This is a genomic window from Streptomyces sp. NPDC050560, from assembly GCF_044457285.1.
In the GTDB taxonomy this organism is placed as follows: domain Bacteria; phylum Actinomycetota; class Actinomycetes; order Streptomycetales; family Streptomycetaceae; genus Streptomyces.
Map to the genome: position 1 here is coordinate 464,063 of NZ_JBITGT010000004.1, position 17,312 is coordinate 481,374.

14 protein-coding genes are annotated in these 17,312 nt (G+C 73.7%); 4 read left to right on the forward strand and 10 right to left on the reverse strand.

Translation table 11 applies throughout. From position 1 onward, the window contains the following. The first annotated feature begins 264 nt into the window (after positions 1-264). Complete coding sequence (locus tag ACIBIW_RS11820) at positions 265-546, forward strand: HPr family phosphocarrier protein (RefSeq protein WP_399334679.1); 282 nt, start codon at positions 265-267, stop codon at positions 544-546. 239 nt (positions 547-785) lie between these two features. Here ACIBIW_RS11820 and ACIBIW_RS11825 read toward each other — a convergent pair whose 3' ends face one another. The 3 genes from ACIBIW_RS11825 to ACIBIW_RS11835 all read right to left on the reverse strand — a co-directional run bounded on the left by ACIBIW_RS11825 (position 786) and on the right by ACIBIW_RS11835 (position 4,618). Continuing rightward, positions 786-1,484, reverse strand: coding sequence for a GntR family transcriptional regulator (locus ACIBIW_RS11825; RefSeq protein ID WP_399334681.1), 699 nt, complete (start codon positions 1,482-1,484; stop codon positions 786-788). A 357-nt stretch (positions 1,485-1,841) separates the two neighbouring features. Then, complete coding sequence (locus tag ACIBIW_RS11830) at positions 1,842-3,227, reverse strand: M16 family metallopeptidase (RefSeq protein ID WP_399334874.1); 1,386 nt, start codon at positions 3,225-3,227, stop codon at positions 1,842-1,844. Positions 3,228-3,259: 32 nt separating this feature from the next. Beyond that, entirely contained in the window at positions 3,260-4,618 is a 1,359-nt protein-coding gene (locus tag ACIBIW_RS11835; protein ID WP_399334683.1) for a M16 family metallopeptidase, read from the reverse strand. 285 nt (positions 4,619-4,903) lie between these two features. Between ACIBIW_RS11835 and ACIBIW_RS11840 the strand changes: the two genes are divergently transcribed. Further along, a complete protein-coding gene (locus tag ACIBIW_RS11840) occupies positions 4,904-7,348 on the forward strand; it encodes a DNA topoisomerase (ATP-hydrolyzing) subunit A (RefSeq protein ID WP_399334685.1) in 2,445 nt (814 codons plus the stop codon). 39 nt (positions 7,349-7,387) lie between these two features. Here the strand turns inward: ACIBIW_RS11840 and ACIBIW_RS11845 are convergent, their stop codons facing one another. Both ACIBIW_RS11845 and ACIBIW_RS11850 read right to left on the reverse strand, forming a co-directional pair. Next, on the reverse strand, positions 7,388-8,521 hold the full coding sequence (locus ACIBIW_RS11845) for a CobW family GTP-binding protein (protein WP_399334687.1): 1,134 nt from the start codon (positions 8,519-8,521) through the stop codon (positions 7,388-7,390). 389 nt (positions 8,522-8,910) lie between these two features. After that, on the reverse strand, positions 8,911-10,071 hold the full coding sequence (locus ACIBIW_RS11850; protein WP_399334689.1) for a citrate synthase: 1,161 nt from the start codon (positions 10,069-10,071) through the stop codon (positions 8,911-8,913). A gap of 147 nt (positions 10,072-10,218) precedes the next feature. On the opposite strand from ACIBIW_RS11850, the gene ACIBIW_RS11855 reads away from it, so the two are divergent. Continuing rightward, on the forward strand, positions 10,219-11,481 hold the full coding sequence (locus ACIBIW_RS11855) for a citrate/2-methylcitrate synthase (protein WP_399334691.1): 1,263 nt from the start codon (positions 10,219-10,221) through the stop codon (positions 11,479-11,481). 185 nt (positions 11,482-11,666) lie between these two features. Further along, on the forward strand, positions 11,667-12,608 hold the full coding sequence (locus ACIBIW_RS11860) for a sucrase ferredoxin (protein ID WP_399334693.1): 942 nt from the start codon (positions 11,667-11,669) through the stop codon (positions 12,606-12,608). Between the two features lie 42 nt (positions 12,609-12,650). On the opposite strand, the gene ACIBIW_RS11865 is transcribed toward ACIBIW_RS11860, so the two are convergent. From ACIBIW_RS11865 to ACIBIW_RS11885, 5 genes are all read right to left on the reverse strand, one after another. After that, a complete protein-coding gene (locus tag ACIBIW_RS11865) occupies positions 12,651-14,243 on the reverse strand; it encodes a cation acetate symporter (RefSeq protein ID WP_399334695.1) in 1,593 nt (530 codons plus the stop codon). Then, positions 14,240-14,707 carry a DUF485 domain-containing protein gene (locus ACIBIW_RS11870; protein WP_399334697.1) on the reverse strand — a complete coding sequence of 156 codons (468 nt, stop codon included), beginning with the start codon at positions 14,705-14,707 and terminating at the stop codon, positions 14,240-14,242. Before ACIBIW_RS11870 ends, ACIBIW_RS11865 begins: the two co-directional genes overlap by 4 nt. A 101-nt stretch (positions 14,708-14,808) precedes the next feature. Further along, the gene (locus tag ACIBIW_RS11875) at positions 14,809-15,510 is read right to left on the reverse strand and encodes a response regulator (protein ID WP_399334699.1); all 702 of its coding nucleotides are present in this window, start codon (positions 15,508-15,510) and stop codon (positions 14,809-14,811) included. Beyond that, positions 15,507-16,661: a sensor histidine kinase gene (locus tag ACIBIW_RS11880; RefSeq protein WP_399334701.1), complete on the reverse strand. Its 1,155-nt coding sequence runs from the start codon at positions 16,659-16,661 to the stop codon at positions 15,507-15,509. Before ACIBIW_RS11880 ends, ACIBIW_RS11875 begins: the two co-directional genes overlap by 4 nt. Further along, the gene (locus ACIBIW_RS11885) at positions 16,658-17,185 is read right to left on the reverse strand and encodes a DUF1453 domain-containing protein (RefSeq protein ID WP_399334703.1); all 528 of its coding nucleotides are present in this window, start codon (positions 17,183-17,185) and stop codon (positions 16,658-16,660) included. Before ACIBIW_RS11885 ends, ACIBIW_RS11880 begins: the two co-directional genes overlap by 4 nt. Positions 17,186-17,312: the final 127 nt, after the last annotated feature.

Genomic DNA, 17,312 nt, shown 5'->3' on the forward strand with positions numbered 1-17,312 from the left:
GGGGGCGCCGGGGATGTGGCGCAGGGGATGCGGCGCGGCGGGTGCGCGGGGGCTCGGTGGTCCGCGCGGCGGGTGCGCGGGGGCCCGGTGGTCCGCGCGCCGTGCGCGCGTGCCCGGCGGGGGCGTGGGGCGCGCTTCCGGCGGGGCGCGGGGGGTCCCCGGTTCCCGGGGCACCTGTGGGAGACTGGTCTAGACAAGGAGGCGGTGGGTGCCGGGCGGGCCGGGGCCGCCGCCCCGTACTCGTCGTCCGAAGGGCAGCAACACATGGCTGAGCGCCGCGTCTCCATCGGCTGGGCGGAGGGACTCCACGCCCGCCCCGCCTCTCTCTTCGTCCGTGCGGCCACGGCGACGGGCGTTCCCGTGACCATTGCCAAGGCCGGCAGCACCCCCGTGAACGCCGCGTCCATGCTGGCCGTGCTCGGCCTCGGCGCCGAGGGTGGTGACGAGGTCGTGCTGGCCTCGGACGCGGACGGCGCGGAGGCGGCGCTCGACCGGCTCGCGCGTCTGGTCGCCGACGGCCTTGAGGAGCTTCCGGAGACCGCCTGAGGCGGCTTCCCCCTTTTAGGCCCCGTTCTGCCGTTTGTCGGCGGGACGGGGCCGTTCTGTTTTCACGGTCGCTTCCGTGGCGTGTAATCGCCGCCGCCGTACCGCGTGAATCCAGGCAGCCGAAAAAAGGCAGACGTCATTTCCTGCCCGGCGGCGCGCGAAATGCGTCCGTGAATACCGGGAGCGCCCACGCCCATTTCTTCGGCCGTGAAGTCACCTCTTTGTATACGGCGGCTTTGTTAATCGCGGGCGCTCGACGTGTTTACGGCATGTTGCGAATCCCTCACACGGCCCTGGCGGGCGGCCGGGGGGCGGGGGTGGCGCGGCCGGTGCTCGGGGCGGGCGCGCTCGGTATGCGCGGCCATCAGCGCCCGTGCGCGCTCGGCGTCCCCGCGGGCCACGGCGTCCACGATGGCGCCGTGCTCCGCCCAGGACTCGGCGGGCCGCCGCGGCGGCTCCAGGGTGAACATCCAGGCGACCTTGTGCCGCAACTGCGTGAGCAGCGCGGTCAGGCCGGGGCTTCCGGCGGCCTGGGCAAGGGTCTCGTGGAACCAGCCGTCGAGGGAGCGCAGGTCCTCGCCGTGACCGCGTCTGACCCGGTCCTGACCGAGTCTGACCATGCCGCGCAGCACCTTGAGGTGGGCGTCGGTGCGCCGCTGGGCCGCGCGGGCGGCACCCAGGGGCTCAAGCAGCATCCGGATCTCCAGCAGGTCGCCCGCCTCCTGCTCGGTGGGCTCCGCCACGCAGGCACCCGCATGCCGCCTGGTGACCACGAAGCCCTCGGCCTCCAGGGTGCGCAGGGCCTCGCGTACGGGGACGCGGGAGACGCCGTAGCGGCGCGCGAGCACGTCCTCGGTGAGGCGGCTGCCCCGCTCGTGCACTCCGGACACGATGTCGTCACGAATGGCCGTGCATACCGAGTGCGCGGCAATGCGCATGACCGGACCTCCGCCTTCGTTTACCGCCGGCACCGCGGTCGACCGACACCTGTTTCAAAAAGACTCTAAGGCAGTCGGCCTTATTACCGCGCCCGGGTCCAGAATTCATGGGATTTTTTTGGCCATGGCCGGGGTGTGCGGCAAACGCGCGTGCGGTTCCGCGGAAGGCGCGCGGGCACGCAAAAGCCCCGGCGGTGTGCCGGGGCTTTTGTCCGTGGTGGGTGCGGTGCGCCTGACGGGCGGGCGCGGTGCGCCGGGTGGCGCGGTGCCGGGCGCCGGAGGGCGCCGCGCGCCCGGCGGTTGTGGTGCGTGGGGGCACGCGCGCGTGGTGCCGCGCGGTGCTCACGCGCGGGCGGGTCAGCCGCCCGTGACGACGCTCACCTCGCCGATGCCGAGGGCCCGTACCGGCTCCTCGATACGCGCGGCGTCGCCGACGAGGACCGTCACCAGGCGGTCCACGGGGAAGGCGCGCACCACCGCCGTGGTGGCCTCGACGGTGCCGGTCTCGGCGTACGCGCGGTACAGCCTCGCCTGGTAGTCGTCGGGGAGCTGCTGCTCCACCTGGTCGGCGAGGGTGCCCGCGACCGACGCCGCGGTCTCGAACTTCAGCGGGGCGACGCCGACCAGGTTCTGCACGGCGACGTCGCGCTCCTCGTCGGTCAGGCCCTCGGCGGCGAGCGAGCGCAGTACCTTCCACAGGTCGTCGAGCGCGGGCCCGGTGGACTCGGTGTCCACGCTGCCGGAGATCGCGAGCATGGCCGCGCCCTGGACGCCGGAGGCCGGGTCGGGGGCCGCGGAGCGCAGCACCTGCGCGAACGCGCGCACGCCGTACGTGTAGCCCTTCTCCTCGCGCAGGACCCGGTCGAGCCGCGAGGTGAGGGTGCCGCCGAGGCAGTACGTGCCGAGCACCTGGGCGGGCCACACGCTCTCGTGCCTGTCGGGGCCCACGCGGCCGATGAGGAGCTGCGTCTGGACCGCGCCGGGGCGGTCCACGATGACGACGCGCCCGGAGTCGTCGGCGGTGGTCCTCGGCATGGTGTGCGGGGTGGCCGCGCCGCCGGTCCAGGCGCCGAGGGTGTCGGCGAGCAGGGCGTCGAGGTCGGTGCCGGTCAGGTCGCCCACCACGACGACGGTGGCCGTGCCGGGCCGCACGTGCTTCTCGTAGAACGCGCGCACCGCGGCCGAGTCGATCGCGGCGACGGTCTCCTCGGTGCCCTGGCGCGGGCGGGACGTGCGGGACTCGGCGGGGAAGAGCTGCCTGGACAGCTCCTTGGCGGCCCTGCGCGCGGGATTGGCCATCTCGTGCGGGATCTCGTCGAGCCGGTTGCGCACCAGGCGCTCGATCTCGCCGTCGTCGAAGGCGGGCGCGCGCAGCGCGTCGGCGAGCAGCCCGAGCGCCTTGGGCAGCCGGGAGGCGGGCACTTCGAGGGAGACCCGCACGCCCGGGTGGTCGGCCATGGTGTCGAGGGTGGCGCCGCAGCGTTCGAGTTCGGCGGCGAACTCCTCGGCCGTGTGCTTGTCGGTGCCCTCGGAGAACGCGCGCGCCATGATCGTGGCGACGCCGTCGAGCCCTTCGGGCTCCGCGTCGAGAGGGCTGTCGAGCAGCACCTCGACGGCCACCACCTGCTGGCCGGGGCGGTGGCAGCGCAGCACCGTGAGCCCGTTGGCCAGGGCGGTGCGCTCGGGCGCGGGGAACGCCCAGGGCCGCGGCTCGCCCGCCTCGGGCCGCGGGTGGAACTCCATGGTGGCGAGCTTCGGGGACGTCTCGGCGCCGCTCACTGGGCCGCCTCCTCTTCGTCGTCGGTACCGGCGTCGGCGCTGTCGTCGGACGCGGCGGTGGGCTCGTAGACCAGGACCGCGCGGTTGTCCGGGTGCAGCCGGGCGGCGGCGATGGCCTGCACGTCCTCCGCGGTGACCTCAAGGACGCGGCCGACGGCGGTCAGCGCGAGCTGCGGGTCGCCGAAGAGGACCGCGAAGCGGCACAGTTCGTCGGCGCGCCCGGCGACCGTGCCGAGGCGGTCGAGCCATTCGCGCTCCAACTGGGCCTGGGCGCGCTCCATCTCCTCGGGCGTGGGGCCCTCCTCGGCGAAGCGGGCCAGCTCCTCGTCGACGGCGGCCTCGATGACGGGCACCTCGACGTCGCCCGAGGTCTTCACGTCGAGCCAGCCGAGCGAGGGCGCCCCGGCGAGCCGCAGCAGGCCGAACCCGGCGGCCACCGCGGTGCGGTCGCGGCGCACGAGGCGGTTGTAGAGCCGGGACGACTCGCCGCCGCCGAGCACAGTCAGGGCGAGGTCGGCCGCGTCGCACGCGCGTGTGCCGTCGGCGGGCAGTCGGTAGGCGGCCATCAGGGCGCGGGCCGGCACCTCCTCCTCGACGACCTCGCGCAGCTGCGCGCCGATGGTGTCGGGCAGCGTGCCGTCGCGGGGCTCGGGCTTGCCCTGGTGGGAGGCGATGCTGCCGAAGTACCTCTGCACCCAGGCCAGGGTCTGCTCCGGGTCGATGTCGCCGACGATCGACAGCACGGCGTTGTTGGGCGCGTAGTACGTGCGGAAGAACGCGCGCGCGTCCTCAAGGGTGGCCGCGTCCAGGTCGGCCATGGAGCCGATGGGCGTGTGGTGGTACGGGTGCCCGTCCGGGTACGAGAGCGCGGTCAGCCGCTCGAAGGCGGTGCCGTACGGGACGTTGTCGTAGCGCTGCCTGCGCTCGTTCTTCACCACGTCGCGCTGGTTGTCCAGGGACTCCTGGTCGAGCGCCGTCAGCAGGGAGCCCATGCGGTCGGCTTCCAGCCACAGTGCCAGCTCTAGCTGGTGGGCGGGCATGGTCTCGAAGTAGTTGGTTCGCTCGAAGCTCGTGGTGCCGTTCAGGGAGCCGCCGGCGCCCTGGACCAGTTCGAAGTGGCCGTTGCCGCCGACCTGCTTCGAGCCCTGGAACATCAGGTGCTCGAAGAGGTGCGCGAGGCCCGTGCGGCCCTTGACCTCGTGGCGTGAGCCGACGTCGTACCAGAGGCAGACCGCGGCGACCGGGGTCAGGTGGTCCTCGGAGAGGATTACCCGCAGGCCGTTGTCCAGGCGGTGCTCTGTCGCAGTGAGACCGCCGGAGTCGGCTTGGGCCGTGGTCGGGTGACCCATGGGCATGTACGTCCCTTCGATCGCGGATGACTGCGGAAGCGCCAGAAGCGCTGTGGCCCTGCCACTGTATGCAAGCGTTCCGGGGCGCCGCGAAGTTCCCGCCGGACCGCTCGCGCCCCGCCGGCCGCGGGTGTGCGGGCGCCCTCGGGGGCGCGCGGCGGGGCGGCGCGCGCGGCCGGTCGAGGGGGTGCCGGGACAGGTCGCGGTCCCGCTTGTCGGTGGCGCGGTCCACAATGGTCGGCGTCAGATCCCGTGATGCCCCGGCAGAAACCGTGAAGGAGCCGCGCAGCGATGGCCCGCCGCAGCACGAAGACCCCGCCACCCGACGACTTCGAGGAGAAGATCCTCGACATCGACGTCGTCGACGAGATGCAGGGCTCCTATCTCGAATATGCGTACTCGGTCATCTACTCGCGCGCCCTGCCCGACGCCAGGGACGGCATGAAGCCCGTCCACCGCAGGATCGTGTACCAGATGAGCGAGATGGGCCTGCGCCCCGACCGCGGCTATGTGAAGTGCGCGCGTGTCGTCGGCGAGGTCATGGGCAAGCTGCACCCGCACGGCGACGCGTCGATCTACGACGCCCTCGTGCGCATGGCGCAGCCGTTCTCGATGCGCCTGCCCCTGGTCGACGGCCACGGCAACTTCGGCTCGCTGGGCAACGACGACCCGCCCGCCGCGATGCGCTACACCGAGTGCCGGATGGCCGACGCGACCTCGCTGATGACGGAGTCGATCGACGAGGACACGGTCGATTTCCTGCCGAACTACGACGGCCAGGAGCGGGAGCCGGTAGCCCTCCCGGCCGCGTTCCCGAACCTGCTGGTGAACGGCGCGTCGGGGATCGCGGTCGGCATGGCGACGAACATGCCGCCGCACAACCTCGGCGAGGTCATCGCCGCCGCGCGGCACCTCATCAGACACCCGGGCGCCGACCTGGAGACGCTGATGAAGTACGTCCCCGGTCCCGACCTGCCCACCGGCGGCCGCATCGTGGGCCTGACCGGGATCAGGGACGCGTACGAGACCGGCCGGGGCACGTTCAAGATCCGGGCGACGGTCGCCGTGGAGGACGTCACCGCCCGCCGCAAGGGGCTCGTCGTCACGGAACTGCCCTTCGCCGTCGGCCCCGAGAAGGTCATCTCCAAGATCAAGGATCTGGTCGGCTCGAAGAAGCTCCAGGGCATCGCCGACGTCAAGGACCTCACCGACCGGGGCCACGGGCTGCGCCTCGTCATCGAGATCAAGAACGGCTTCGTGCCCGAGGCCGTCCTGGAGCAGTTGTACAAGCTCACGCCGATGGAGGAGTCCTTCGGCATCAACAACGTCACCCTGGTCGACGGGCAGCCGCTCACGCTCGGGCTCAAGGAGCTGCTTGAGGTCTACCTGGACCACCGGTTCACGGTGGTGCGGCGGCGCAGCGAGTTCAGGCGCGGCAAGAAGCGCGACCGGCTGCACCTGGTCGAGGGCCTGCTGACGGCGCTCGTCGACATCGACGAGGTCATCAGGCTGATCCGCTCCAGCGAGAACTCGGCGCAGGCCAAGCAGCGGCTCATCGAGCGGTTCGCACTGAGCGACATCCAGACCCAGTACATCCTGGACACCCCGCTTCGCCGGCTGACCAAGTTCGACCGCATCGAGCTGGAGTCCGAGCGCGACCGGCTGAACTCGGAGATCGAGGAGCTGACCCGCATCCTGGAATCGGACGCGGAGCTGCGGAAGCTGGTCTCCTCCGAGCTGTCCGCGGTGGCCAAGAAGTTCGCCACCCCCCGGCGCACCATGCTGGTGGAGTCCTCGGGCGCGCCCGCCGTCGTGGTGGACCTCCAGGTCGCCGACGACCCGTGCCGTGTGCTGCTGTCCTCGACGGGCCTGCTGGCGCGCACGGCGAACGGTGAGCCGTTCGCCAAGGAGGCCAAGCGCGGCAAGCACGACCTGATCGTGTCGTCGGCGCCCGCCACCGCGCGCGGCGATATCGGCGCGGTCACCTCGGAGGGGCGGCTGCTGCGGCTCAGCGTCGTCGACCTGCCGCAGTTGCCCGAGGACTCGCCGCCCGACCTGGCGGGGGGCGCCCCGGTCGCGGAGTTCCTGTCCCTCGAAGGCGACGAGGAGGTGGTCTGTCTGACCACGCTCGACGAGTCCTCCCCGGGGCTGGCGCTCGGCACGGCGCAGGGCATCGTGAAACGCGTCGTGCCCGACTACCCAACCAACAAGGACGAGTTGGAGGTCATCGCGCTCCGTGAGGGTGACCGCGTCGTGGGCGGCATGGAGCTGCGCACGGGCGACGAGGACCTCGTGTTCATCAGCGACGACGCGCAGCTCCTGCGCTACCAGGCGTCCCAGGTGCGCCCGCAGGGCCGTGCGGCGGGCGGCATGGCCGGGATCAAGCTGTCCACGGGCGCCAAGGTGATCTCGTTCACCGCCGTCGACCCGTCGGCGGACGCGGTGGTGTTCACGGTCGCGGGCTCGCGCGGCACCCTCGACGACTCCGTGCAGACGACGGCGAAGCTGACCCCGTTCGACCAGTACCCCCGCAAGGGGCGAGCCACCGGCGGGGTGCGCTGCCAGCGGTTCCTGAAGGGCGAGGACTGCCTCAGCCTGGCATGGGCGGGCCCGGTGCCCGCGCGCGCGGCGCAGCGGAACGGCACCCCCGTCGAACTGCCCGAGCCCGACCCGCGCAGGGACGGCTCGGGCGTGTCGCTGCCGAGGACGGTGGCGGTGGTGGCGGGGCCCGCGTAACGCGCGCGTCAGCCGAGGGTGGCGCGGGGCGCGGCGCGGTCAGGGGGCGAGGGCGGGGTCTTCAGGTCCGGGCTCGGGCTCGGGCCGCCGCGGCTCCTCCTCGTCCTGCGCCGCGGCGACGAAGCGCAGCACGCCCCACATCGCCGCGTCGTCCTCCCCGGCCCCCTCGGCTCCCTCGCCTTCGGGGGCCTGTTCCGCGATGCTGCGGCAGGCCGTGAGGGCGGCGAGGAGGCTTTCGGTGTCCACGCCTGAGCCGATGAGCACGAGGGCGCTCCCGCGCTCCTGGCCAGGCGCCCAGGGCTCGGGGGTGAAGCGCACGGCGCCGCCCACGGTGTGCAGCCCGTAGCGGTTGCGCGGGTCGGCGGCGCCGAAGTCGACATGGCCCTTGATCCGGTAGAGACCGGGCGGCCTGCTGTCGAGGAAGGCCGTGGTGCGCCGCGGGTCGAGCGGGACGGCCGAGGTGAACGACACGGTGTCGTAGGCCGCGTGCAGATGCCCCTGGTGGCCGCCGGGCCCGCCCTCCTCGCGCTCCCGCAGGTCGTCGAAGGAGAGCTGCCCGAAACGCTCCGTCACCGCCTTGCGGTCGAAGAGCAGTTCGGGGTCGACCCGGCCGTGGGAGGCGCAGACCACGGCGCCGTGCGCGTTCAGGTCCCGTACGCGCGCAAGGAGCCGTTCCCTGTCCTCTGGTGTGACCCGGTCGGTCTTGTTGAGCACCACCAGGTCGGCGATCCCTACGTGCCGTTCGAGTTCGGGGTGGCGCTCGCGGCTCGCGTCGAACTCCGCGGCGTCGATCACCTCCACCAGGCCCCCGTACGCCACGCGCGGGTTGCCGCTGGCGAGAACCATCCGCACCAGCTCGCCGGGCTCGGCGAGACCACTGGCCTCGATGATCACCACATCAATGCCGGCGGAGGGACGCGTCAATACGTCAAGGGAGGTGTCAAGTTCGCTGACGTCGACGGAGCAGCACAGGCATCCGTTGCCGAGGGACACGGTGGAGTCGCCCAGGCTGCCCGCGACGGCCATCGCGTCGATGTCGATGGCCCCGAAGTCGTTGACGACGGCCCCGATGCGGGTGCCGCCGCCGGTGTGCAGGAGGTGGTTGAGGAGGGTGGTCTTGCCCGACCCGAGGAAGCCCGCGAGCACGATGACGGGGATCTGCTGGGGACTCACGTACGACGGCCTCTCGTTCGGCCCGGTCCCGGGCGGCAACGCCCGGCGCCCGCCGTACGGGACACGGCGCCGCGCGACCGGGGGGTGACAGCGCCCAGGATACGAGCGCCGCTCCCCCGCCGGGCCGCCAGGGCGACGCGTCCAGGGCGCCGTGTCGCCGCGTGGTGCTGCGTGGTGTTGCGTGGCCTGACGTGGCGCTGCGGGGGGGGCGTGGTGCTGCGGGGCGCGACGCGTCGCGGCTGGGCGTGACGTGGGCCGGTGTGACGCGCGCTGGCGTGACGTGACGCGGCGTGATGCGGGCCAGCGTGGCGGCGGCCTGGCGGGGCGGCCTGGCGGCAGGGTGCGGGCCGCCACGGTGCCGACCGGGGCCCGGCGCCCCGGTCGCGGGCTCAGGCGGCCGGGGGTAGGGGCACGGGGGCGGGCTCGCCGACGTAGCGGGCCGCGGGGCGGATGATCTTCGAGTCCTCGGCCTGCTCCAGGATGTTGGCGCTCCACCCGATCACCCTGGCCGCCGCGAACGTGGGGGTGAACATCTCCCGTGGCAGCCCGCACAGCTCCATGACGACCCCGGCGTAGAACTCCACGTTGGTGTGGAGTTCCCGGCCCGGCTTGAGCTCGGCGAGTATCGCCTCCACCCGGCCCTCCACCTGCACCGCGAAGTCGACCAGCGGGCCGCCGAAGTCGCGGGCGATGTCCCGCAGCATCACCGAGCGGGGGTCAGCGGTGCGGTACACCGGGTGTCCGAAGCCCATGATCCGCTCGCCCGCGAGCACCCGTTCCCTGATCCAGCCGTCTATGCGCTCCGGACTGCCGATCGCGTCCAGGGTGTCGAGCGCCCGGCTGGGCGCCCCGCCGTGCAGCGGGCCCGACAGCGCGCCGACGGCGCCCGCGAGGCACGCCGCCACGTCAGCGCCGGTCGACGCGATCACCCGTGCGGTGAAGGTTGACGCGTTGAATCCATGGTCGATGGTGGAGATCAAGTAGCGCTCCAGGGCACGCGCGTGGCGCGGCCCGGGCTCCTCGCCCGTGAGCATGTACAGGTAGTTGGCGGCGTAGGGCAGGTCGGCCCGCGGTTCGACGGGGTCGAGGCCGCTGCCGAGCCGGTACAGGGCGGCGACGAGGGTGGGCACCGCGGCGGACGCCGCGAGCGTGTCGGCGCGCCGCCGGTCCGCGTCGCTGTCGTAGAGCGGCGCGAACCCCCGTGCCGCGCCGAACAGGGACAGCGCGGTGCGCAGCCCGGCGAGCGGCCCCGAGCCGCTGCCGGACGCCGCGATCACCGGCAACGCCTTGGCGACCTCGGGGGGCAGGGCGCGCAGCGCGGCGGTCCGCCCGGCGAACTCGGCGCTCTCCTCGGCGTCCGGGAGGGCGCCGTTGACGAGAAGGTGCCAGACGTCCTCGAAGGAGCGCTCGGCGGCGAGTTCCACGGCCGAGTACTGGCGGTAGTGGTAGAAGCCCTCGTGCCCGCGCACGTCGCCGATCGCGGTGTCGGTGACGACGACGCCCGCGAGCCCGCGGGGCACCTCGGCCGGGGTGGTCCTGGTGGCGTCCATCGGTGACGCTCCTTCCCTGTCATCCATTGATTCGACCATCTATGATTGATGCATTACTGTCAACGTTGATCAAATCAATATGAGTCCATCAAGACGGGCGGGCACGGGCGTCCCGTCGGGGTGGATCAAGTGGATACGGTGGCGCCCATGACGGATGAAGCACCGGGAGCGGGAGGGGACCGGCGGCTGACCACCCGGGAGGCCGCCGAACTGCTCGGCGTGAAACCGGAGACCGTGTACGCGTATGTGAGCCGGGGCCGCCTGGGCAGCCGACGCGCCCCCGGCGGCCGCGGCAGCACCTTCGACGCCGGGGAGGTGGCCGCGCTGGCGCGCCGTACCGGGCCCGCCAGGCCGGTCCAGCGCACCGGCACCGACCTGTCGGTGCGCACCGCGCTCACCCTGATCGAGGCGGACCGGTACTACTACCGCGGCGTGGACGCGGCGGAGCTGGCGCGCGACCGCACCTACGAGGAGGTCGCCGAGTGGCTGTGGACGGGGCGGCTGCGGCCCGGGGCCGCGTTCACCGCCCCTCGGGCGGCGGCCAGGGCCGCGCGGGCCGCGGTGCGCGCGATGCCGGAGCTGAGCGGCACCACGGACCTGCTGCGGGTCGCGGCCTCCGCCGCGGGGGCCGTCGACCCGCTCCGCTTCGACCTGTCCGGCGAGGCCGTCCTCGCGACCGGGCGCGGTCTGATCCCGACCCTGGTCGCCGCGCTGCCCCCGGCCGGCCCCGACCAGCGGGGCGAGGGCCCGCTGGCCCGGCGGCTGTGGAGCAGGCTGACCCCGCACCCCGCCGACGACGGCTCGCTGCGCGTCCTCGACACCGCGCTCGCCCTGCTCGTCGACCACGACCTCGCGACATCCACCCTGGCGGTACGCGTCGCCGCCTCCGCCCGCGCCCACGTGTACGCCGCCGTCTCCACCGGGCTCGGCGTGCTGGACGCCCCGCTGCACGGCGCCGCGAGCGGCCAGGCGCACCGGATGCTGCTGAACGTGCTCGACGAGGGCAACGCCGCCCCCGTGGTCGCGGAAGAACTGCGCGCGGGCCGCCGCATCCCCGGCCTCGGCCACCGCGTCTACCGCGGCGAGGACCCGCGCGCCCGCGTCCTGTTCGCTCTGCTGGAGCAGTTGCCGCAGGCGGACTCGTCGCTGGCCGCCGCGCGGGACATCGTGCGGACCGCGGCCCGGCACACCGGCCTGCACGCCAACGTCGACCTGGCGCTCGCCGTCTTCACCACCGCCTGCGGCATGCCCCCGACCGCGGGCGAGACCGTCTTCGCCCTCGCCCGCACTGCGGGCTGGATCGCCCACGCCCTGGAGGAGTACGCCGAGGCCCCTTTGCGGATGCGCCCCCTCGGCGACTACACGGGGCCGACACCCCCGCAACCGCTGCCCGCCCCGGCCACGGACTGACCGGGCGGCAGGCACGATCACCAGCCCCGCCGTTCCGGCGCGCACTCGGAAACAGCCCCTCCGCCGACGGCCCTACCGCCAGGGCGGGGGCGCGCCGACGGAGACGGCGTCCCGGGCCCGTACAACTCACGGGTGGCCCGCCGTCCCAGCGGTCCCGGTGACCCCTTAGGTTAGGCTGCCCTTTCGTGACCCTGTGTGCGACTGCTTCGAGGGAGTGGGACGAGCCCGTGGCCGGTACGGCCGCCGTGGCCCGCACCTGGCTCCTGGTCGAACAGCCCGGCCCCTGGGGCGCCAAGGCCCTCACCGGCAGCCGCCTCGACCCGGGCCTCGGTCGCGCCCTCGACGCCGCCGCGGCGGGCAGCGGCGTCCGGGTCGCGCTGATCCGGCGCCCCGGCCGGCACCCCGTCGGGCCGGGGACGGCATCACGCACCGTGTACGCGGCCTCCGCCGATCCCGCGCACCCCTGGGTGCACGCGGCGCATGCCGCCGACCCCGCCGCCCTGCTCGACCTGGACTTCGGCGCGCTGGGCGCGGGTGAGCACCGGGGCTTCGACCGTCTCCTCTGCGGTGGACCGCACGCCGGGGCGCCGCTGGCGTTCGTGTGCACCAACGGCCGCCGCGACCGCTGCTGCGCCGCCCTCGGCCGCCCGCTCGCCCAGGAACTCGCCGCCTCGGGGCACGAGGGCATCTGGGAGGTCACCCACCTCGGCGGCCACCGCTTCGCGCCGACGGTGCTGGTCCTGCCCTTCGGCTACGCCTACGGCCGCGTCGGCGGGGCCGACGTCAAGGACATCCTGCGGGAGGCGCGGCTCGGCCGTGTGGTCCTCGACGGCTGCCGCGGCAACTCGACCTGGCCGCGGCCCGCGCAGGCCGCGGAACTCGCCCTGCGCGCCCGCCTCGGCGAGCACACGGCGGGCGCGCTGCGGGTCCTCGCCGTCGAGGGCGGCGCCCCCGCCTGGGCCGTCACCCTCGCGCACACCGACGGGCGGCGCTGGCGGGTCGACGTGGCCGAGGGCCCCGCGGGACCGCCCCGCCCCGAGAGCTGCGGCGCCGCCCTGGGAACCCCCGCGACGATGACCCCGGGCGCCCCGCGCGAACTGGCGCCGGACACGGCCGGAACCGGCTGACCACAGGCCCCGGCGCACGGCCGCAGGCGCACCGCTGCCTCGTCACACGGCTCCGGCGCCGGTGAGGGCGCGCACCTCCGTCTCCGCGTGCTTGGCCTCGTCCGCAGGCTCCCGTGACGTCACCGCGCCCAGCCAGCCCGCGAGGAATCCGAGCGGGATGGAGACCAGCCCCGGGTTCTCCAACGGGAAGTACTGGAAGTCCAGCCCCGGGAAGAGCGACGAGGGCCGCCCCGACACCACGGGCGACAGCACGACAAGCGCAAGACCGGGGACCAGCCCCCCGTACACCGCCCAGACCGCGCCCCGGGTGGTGAACCGGCGCCAGAACAGCGAGTACAGCAGCACCGGCAGATTCGCCGACGCCGCCAGCGCGAACGCGAGCCCCACCAGGAACGCCACATTGAGGTCGCGCGCCAGGAGCCCCAGCGCGATCGCCACCGCCCCGATCACCACCGCCGCCACCCGCGCCACCGCGACCTCGCGCAGCGGGCCGCGGTCCCGGCGCCGCAGCGACGCGTAGAGGTCGTGCGCGACGGACGCCGAGGACGCGAGGGTGATCCCGGCGACCACCGCCAGGATCGTCGCGAACGCCACCGCGGCCACGACCGCGAACAGCACCGTCCCGCCGAGGGAGCCCGAGCCGCCGCCGAGGTCGAGCGCCAGCAGCGGGACGGCCGTGTTCCCCGCCCCGTTCGAGGCGCGCACCGCGCCGGGGCCGACCACCGCGGCGGCCCCGAACCCCAGCACGATCGTCATCAGGTAGAAGCCGCCGATCAGCCCGATGGACCAGACGGCGGACCGCCGCGCCGCCCGTGCCGTCGGCACCGTGTAGAAGCGGGACAGGATGTGCGGCAGCCCCGCCGTCCCCAGTACGAGGGCGACCGCGAGGCTGATGAAGTCCAGCCGCGCCGCCCAGCCGCCGCCGTACTTCAGCCCCGGCGCGAGGAAGTCCCGGCCATGGCCGCTGCGGTCGGCGGCCGCCCTCAGCAACTGGTCGAAGTCGCCGTGGAAGCGCACCAGCACCAGCGCCGTCAGCGCCAGCGCCCCGGCCATCAGCAGCACCGCCTTGACGATCTGAATCCAGGTCGTGGCCCGCATCCCGCCCAGCGACACATAGACCACCATGAGGGCGCCCACCCCGATCACCGCCCAGGACCGCGCGGCGCCGCTCGCCTGCCCGAGCAGCAGGGACACCAGGGTCCCCGCCCCCACCATCTGCGCGACCAGGTAGAGCACGGACACCGTCACCGAGGAGAGCCCCGCCGCGATCCGCACCGGGCGCTCCCGCATCCGTGCCGCGACCACGTCCGCCAGCGTGAACCGGCCGCAGTTGCGCACCAGTTCCGCCACCAGCAGCAGCACGACGAGCCAGGCCACGAAGAAGCCCACCGAGTACAGCAGCCCGTCGTAGCCGTAGAGGGCGATGAGGCCGGAGATGCCGAGGAAGGACGCCGCCGACATGTAGTCGCCCGCGATGGCCAGGCCGTTCTCCAGGGGCGTGAACAGCCTTCCGCCCGCGTAGAACTCCTCCGCGCCGCCGCGCCGGTGCCGCCCCGCCCATGTCGTGATGGCGAGGGTGACCGCGACGAAGGCGCTGAACAGGACGAGCGCCAGTGTCTGGTGGTGCTCCGTCAACCGTCCGCCCTCCTCGTCCGCTCCTGGGTCTGCCACCGCAGCTCAAGCGCCGCCCGGTCCCTGCGCAGCCTGGCGTGCCTGGCGTATGCCCAGGTCAGCAGGAACGTGGTGAGGAACTGGGCGAGTCCGGCGAGCATGGCCACGTTCACCGCGCCCACCACCGGCCGCGCCATCAGCCCGGGGGCGCTGGTCGCGGCCACGACGTACAGCAGGTACCAGACCGTGAAGGCCGTGCAGGCGGGCACCACGAACCGCCGGTAGCGGGCCCGCACCTCCTGGAACGCGGGACTGCGCTGCACCTCCAGATAGACGCCCGCCCTGCCGTGCCCCGCGGGCTGCGGCTGCGGCCGGGCGGGGCCCCGGGGGGCGGGGGCTCCGGTGCCGTCGTGCTCACCCGGGCCCGTGAGCGCCTCGCCCCAGGGGTCGTCGAGGCGGGGCCCGGCGCCTTCTGGTCGGTCGTGCATGTCCACCGGTCTCTCCTTGTCCGCGGCACGCTGCTGCCGCGGAGCCAAGGATGGGCAGCGGTCGAAGATCCCGGACTCTTCTCTCCCGCCTCTTCACTCCTTCAGGTGATTCCCTTGCTGGGTGAGCGAACAAGACCGTGCTGATAGGCGTATCGCACCGCCTGGGCCCTGTCCTTGAGGCCGGTCTTGGCGAACAGGTTGTTGATGTGTGTCTTCACCGTCGCCGTGGAGACATGGAGCCGACGGGCGATCTCCTGGTTGCTGAGGCCCTCCGCGATCAGCACCAGGACCTCGCCCTCGCGCACGGTCAGATCGTCCGGCGGAGGGGACGGCGGGGGCGGCTGCTGCGGTGTGGACAGGCTCTCCAGCAGCCGCCGCTGGATCTTCGGCGAGAGCCCCGCGTCCCCGGACAGCACGCTGTGCACGGCCCGGACGATCTCGTCGCCGCCCGCGTCCTTGGTGAGGTAGCCGCGCGCCCCGGCCCGCAGGGCGGGAAAGAGCGATCCGTCGTCCGCGTAGGTGGTGAGGACGACGACCTGGGTGCCGGGGTGGTGCCGCCGGATGCGGCGGGTCGCCTCCACGCCGTCGCACCGGGGCATCCGCAGGTCCATGAGGACCACGTCGGGGTGCAGCTCCCCGACGAGCCGCACCGCCTCCTCCCCGTCCTCCGCGGACCCGACCACCTCGATGCCGGGCAGCAGCCCCAGCAGCATCACGATGCCCTCGCGGACCACGGTCTGGTCGTCGGCGACGACGACCCGCGCCGACACCTCCGGTCCCTCTCCCTCCGTGTCCGCCGTCATGCGGGCACCTTCAACGTCACCGCGAAGCCCTCCTCGTGCGGTCCTGCCGCGAGCGTGCCGCCGAGCAGTTCGGCGCGCTCCCTCATCCCCCGCAGACCGTAGCCGCCGCCCGTCGCCGCGAGTTCCCCGGCTCCCGCGCCGCCGGTGTCCTTCACGTCGAGCGTCACATCGTCGTCCCCGTAAGTGAGGACCACGGCCACGGTCGCCCCCGGTGCGTGCTTGCGGGCATTGGTGAGTGCTTCCTGGGCGACCCTGCGGACCGCCTGTGACGCCTCGGCCGCGAGGGGCCTGCGGTCCCCCGAAATGGTGACCTCCGCGCCGTCCGTGGAACCCGCCAGCTCCTTGAGGTACTGCTCCAGCGGTGTCATCTCGCCGCGCAGCGCGGAGAGGGCATGCCGGGTCTCCGCGAGGCCGTCGCGCGCCATCCGCCTGGCGTCGACGACCCGCTCGAGTATCTGCCCCCGGTCGGCGTCCCTCTCGATCAGCAGCCGGGCCGCCTCCAGGTGCACCATCTGCGCCGAGAGGCTGTGGGCCAGCACGTCGTGGATCTCCCGGGCGATCCTCGCGCGCTCGGCCAGGGCCGCGGACTCGGCCTCGGCCACCCGAGCGGCACGCTCCTGCTCCAGCAGCCGCTGCGCTCCCCCGCGCGCCTCGGCCTCCAGCCGCACCACGTACCCGGCGAGCACCAGCCCCACCGCGGTGATCAGGGTGGTCAGCCAGCCGTCGTTGTCATACGCGATGTAGCAGCCGACCCCGGCCGTGGTGACCGGCAGCGCCGCCGCCAGCGGCAGCCGCTCCAGCGCCGCGATCGCGCATCCGCACCAGACCACCAGCGACGCCACGTCCAGGCCCTGGGCCCGGCCGAGGCCGCCCGCGACCAGGAGCAGCACGAGCATCGCCACCGACGGCCACAACCGGTGGGCGAGGGAGAGCTGGTACAGCCCGCGGGCCGCCAGGACGCACCCGACCGCCCAGAGCAGCACGACGGCGGAGGCGAGCGTGCCCCTGTGGTCCTGGGCGAGGGAACTCCACAGCAGGGCGGTCACGGCCCCGTACCGCACACCGTTGCTCAGGACGCGGCGGGCGCGGGTGAGGCCGGCCTGGGCGAGCGCCTCGCGTGACGGCCATCTCGTCCACGCGTTCGTGCTCACCACTTGCGGTCCTTCCCCTGCCCGGCCCCCACCCGGCCACCGTACGCCGGAGCGGACCCATCGCCCGGGGAGAGAGCGGACGAGCGGTGGATCAGGACCATGGAGCGCAGGAGCAGCGAGGGGGCGAGGGCGAGGAGGAGCGCCCCCGAGCCCTCGTGTATGCCGAAGAGGGCCCCGAGCCCCATGAGCCCGCCACGGAGCGCGACCCCCACGGCCCAGATGCCGATCGCCGCGGCGCTGCCCCGCGCCCAGACCGTGCCGTCGTCGGCCCGCCACAGCCTGCTCGTATAGCCCCAGCCGAGGCCCACCAGGACGGAGACCACCAGGCCCGCGGCGAGCAGGGCGACCGAGCCTGCGGCGTGGTGCGGGTCGTAGACGCCGGGCTCGCGCGCCCCCACGAAGATCAGCACGACGGGCACCACCCACCAGCGCCCCTGCCCGCTGACCTGCTGCGCCCTGGTCAGGCGCACGACGACCAGGGCGATGACGGCCAACGCGATCAGGACTGTGGTGAGCCCGGACATCGAAACCTCCGTGGGGACGCGAAGAGCGGCTGGGCGGGAGCTGAGCACGCCTTCGACGGTACGGAGAGTGATCGCCCGGGAGATCGGAGCACGGGTGGAACCGAGGTGGAAACCGGCCTCCACCCGA

Excerpts from the sequence above, each read along its gene's own strand:
- ACIBIW_RS11885 (WP_399334703.1), bottom strand. The coding sequence starts at position 17,185 with ATGTCCGGGCTCACCACAGTCCTGATCGCGTTGGCCGTCATCGCCCTG.
- ACIBIW_RS11840 (WP_399334685.1), top strand. The coding sequence starts at position 4,904 with ATGGCCCGCCGCAGCACGAAGACCCCGCCACCCGACGACTTCGAGGAG.
- ACIBIW_RS11825 (WP_399334681.1), bottom strand. The coding sequence starts at position 1,484 with ATGCGCATTGCCGCGCACTCGGTATGCACGGCCATTCGTGACGACATC.
- ACIBIW_RS11875 (WP_399334699.1), bottom strand. The coding sequence starts at position 15,510 with ATGACGGCGGACACGGAGGGAGAGGGACCGGAGGTGTCGGCGCGGGTC.
- ACIBIW_RS11820 (WP_399334679.1), top strand. The coding sequence starts at position 265 with ATGGCTGAGCGCCGCGTCTCCATCGGCTGGGCGGAGGGACTCCACGCC.
- ACIBIW_RS11870 (WP_399334697.1), bottom strand. The coding sequence starts at position 14,707 with ATGCACGACCGACCAGAAGGCGCCGGGCCCCGCCTCGACGACCCCTGG.
- ACIBIW_RS11835 (WP_399334683.1), bottom strand. The coding sequence starts at position 4,618 with ATGCCCATGGGTCACCCGACCACGGCCCAAGCCGACTCCGGCGGTCTC.
- ACIBIW_RS11855 (WP_399334691.1), top strand. The coding sequence starts at position 10,219 with ATGACGGATGAAGCACCGGGAGCGGGAGGGGACCGGCGGCTGACCACC.
- ACIBIW_RS11830 (WP_399334874.1), bottom strand. The coding sequence starts at position 3,227 with ATGGAGTTCCACCCGCGGCCCGAGGCGGGCGAGCCGCGGCCCTGGGCG.
- ACIBIW_RS11850 (WP_399334689.1), bottom strand. The coding sequence starts at position 10,071 with ATGGACGCCACCAGGACCACCCCGGCCGAGGTGCCCCGCGGGCTCGCG.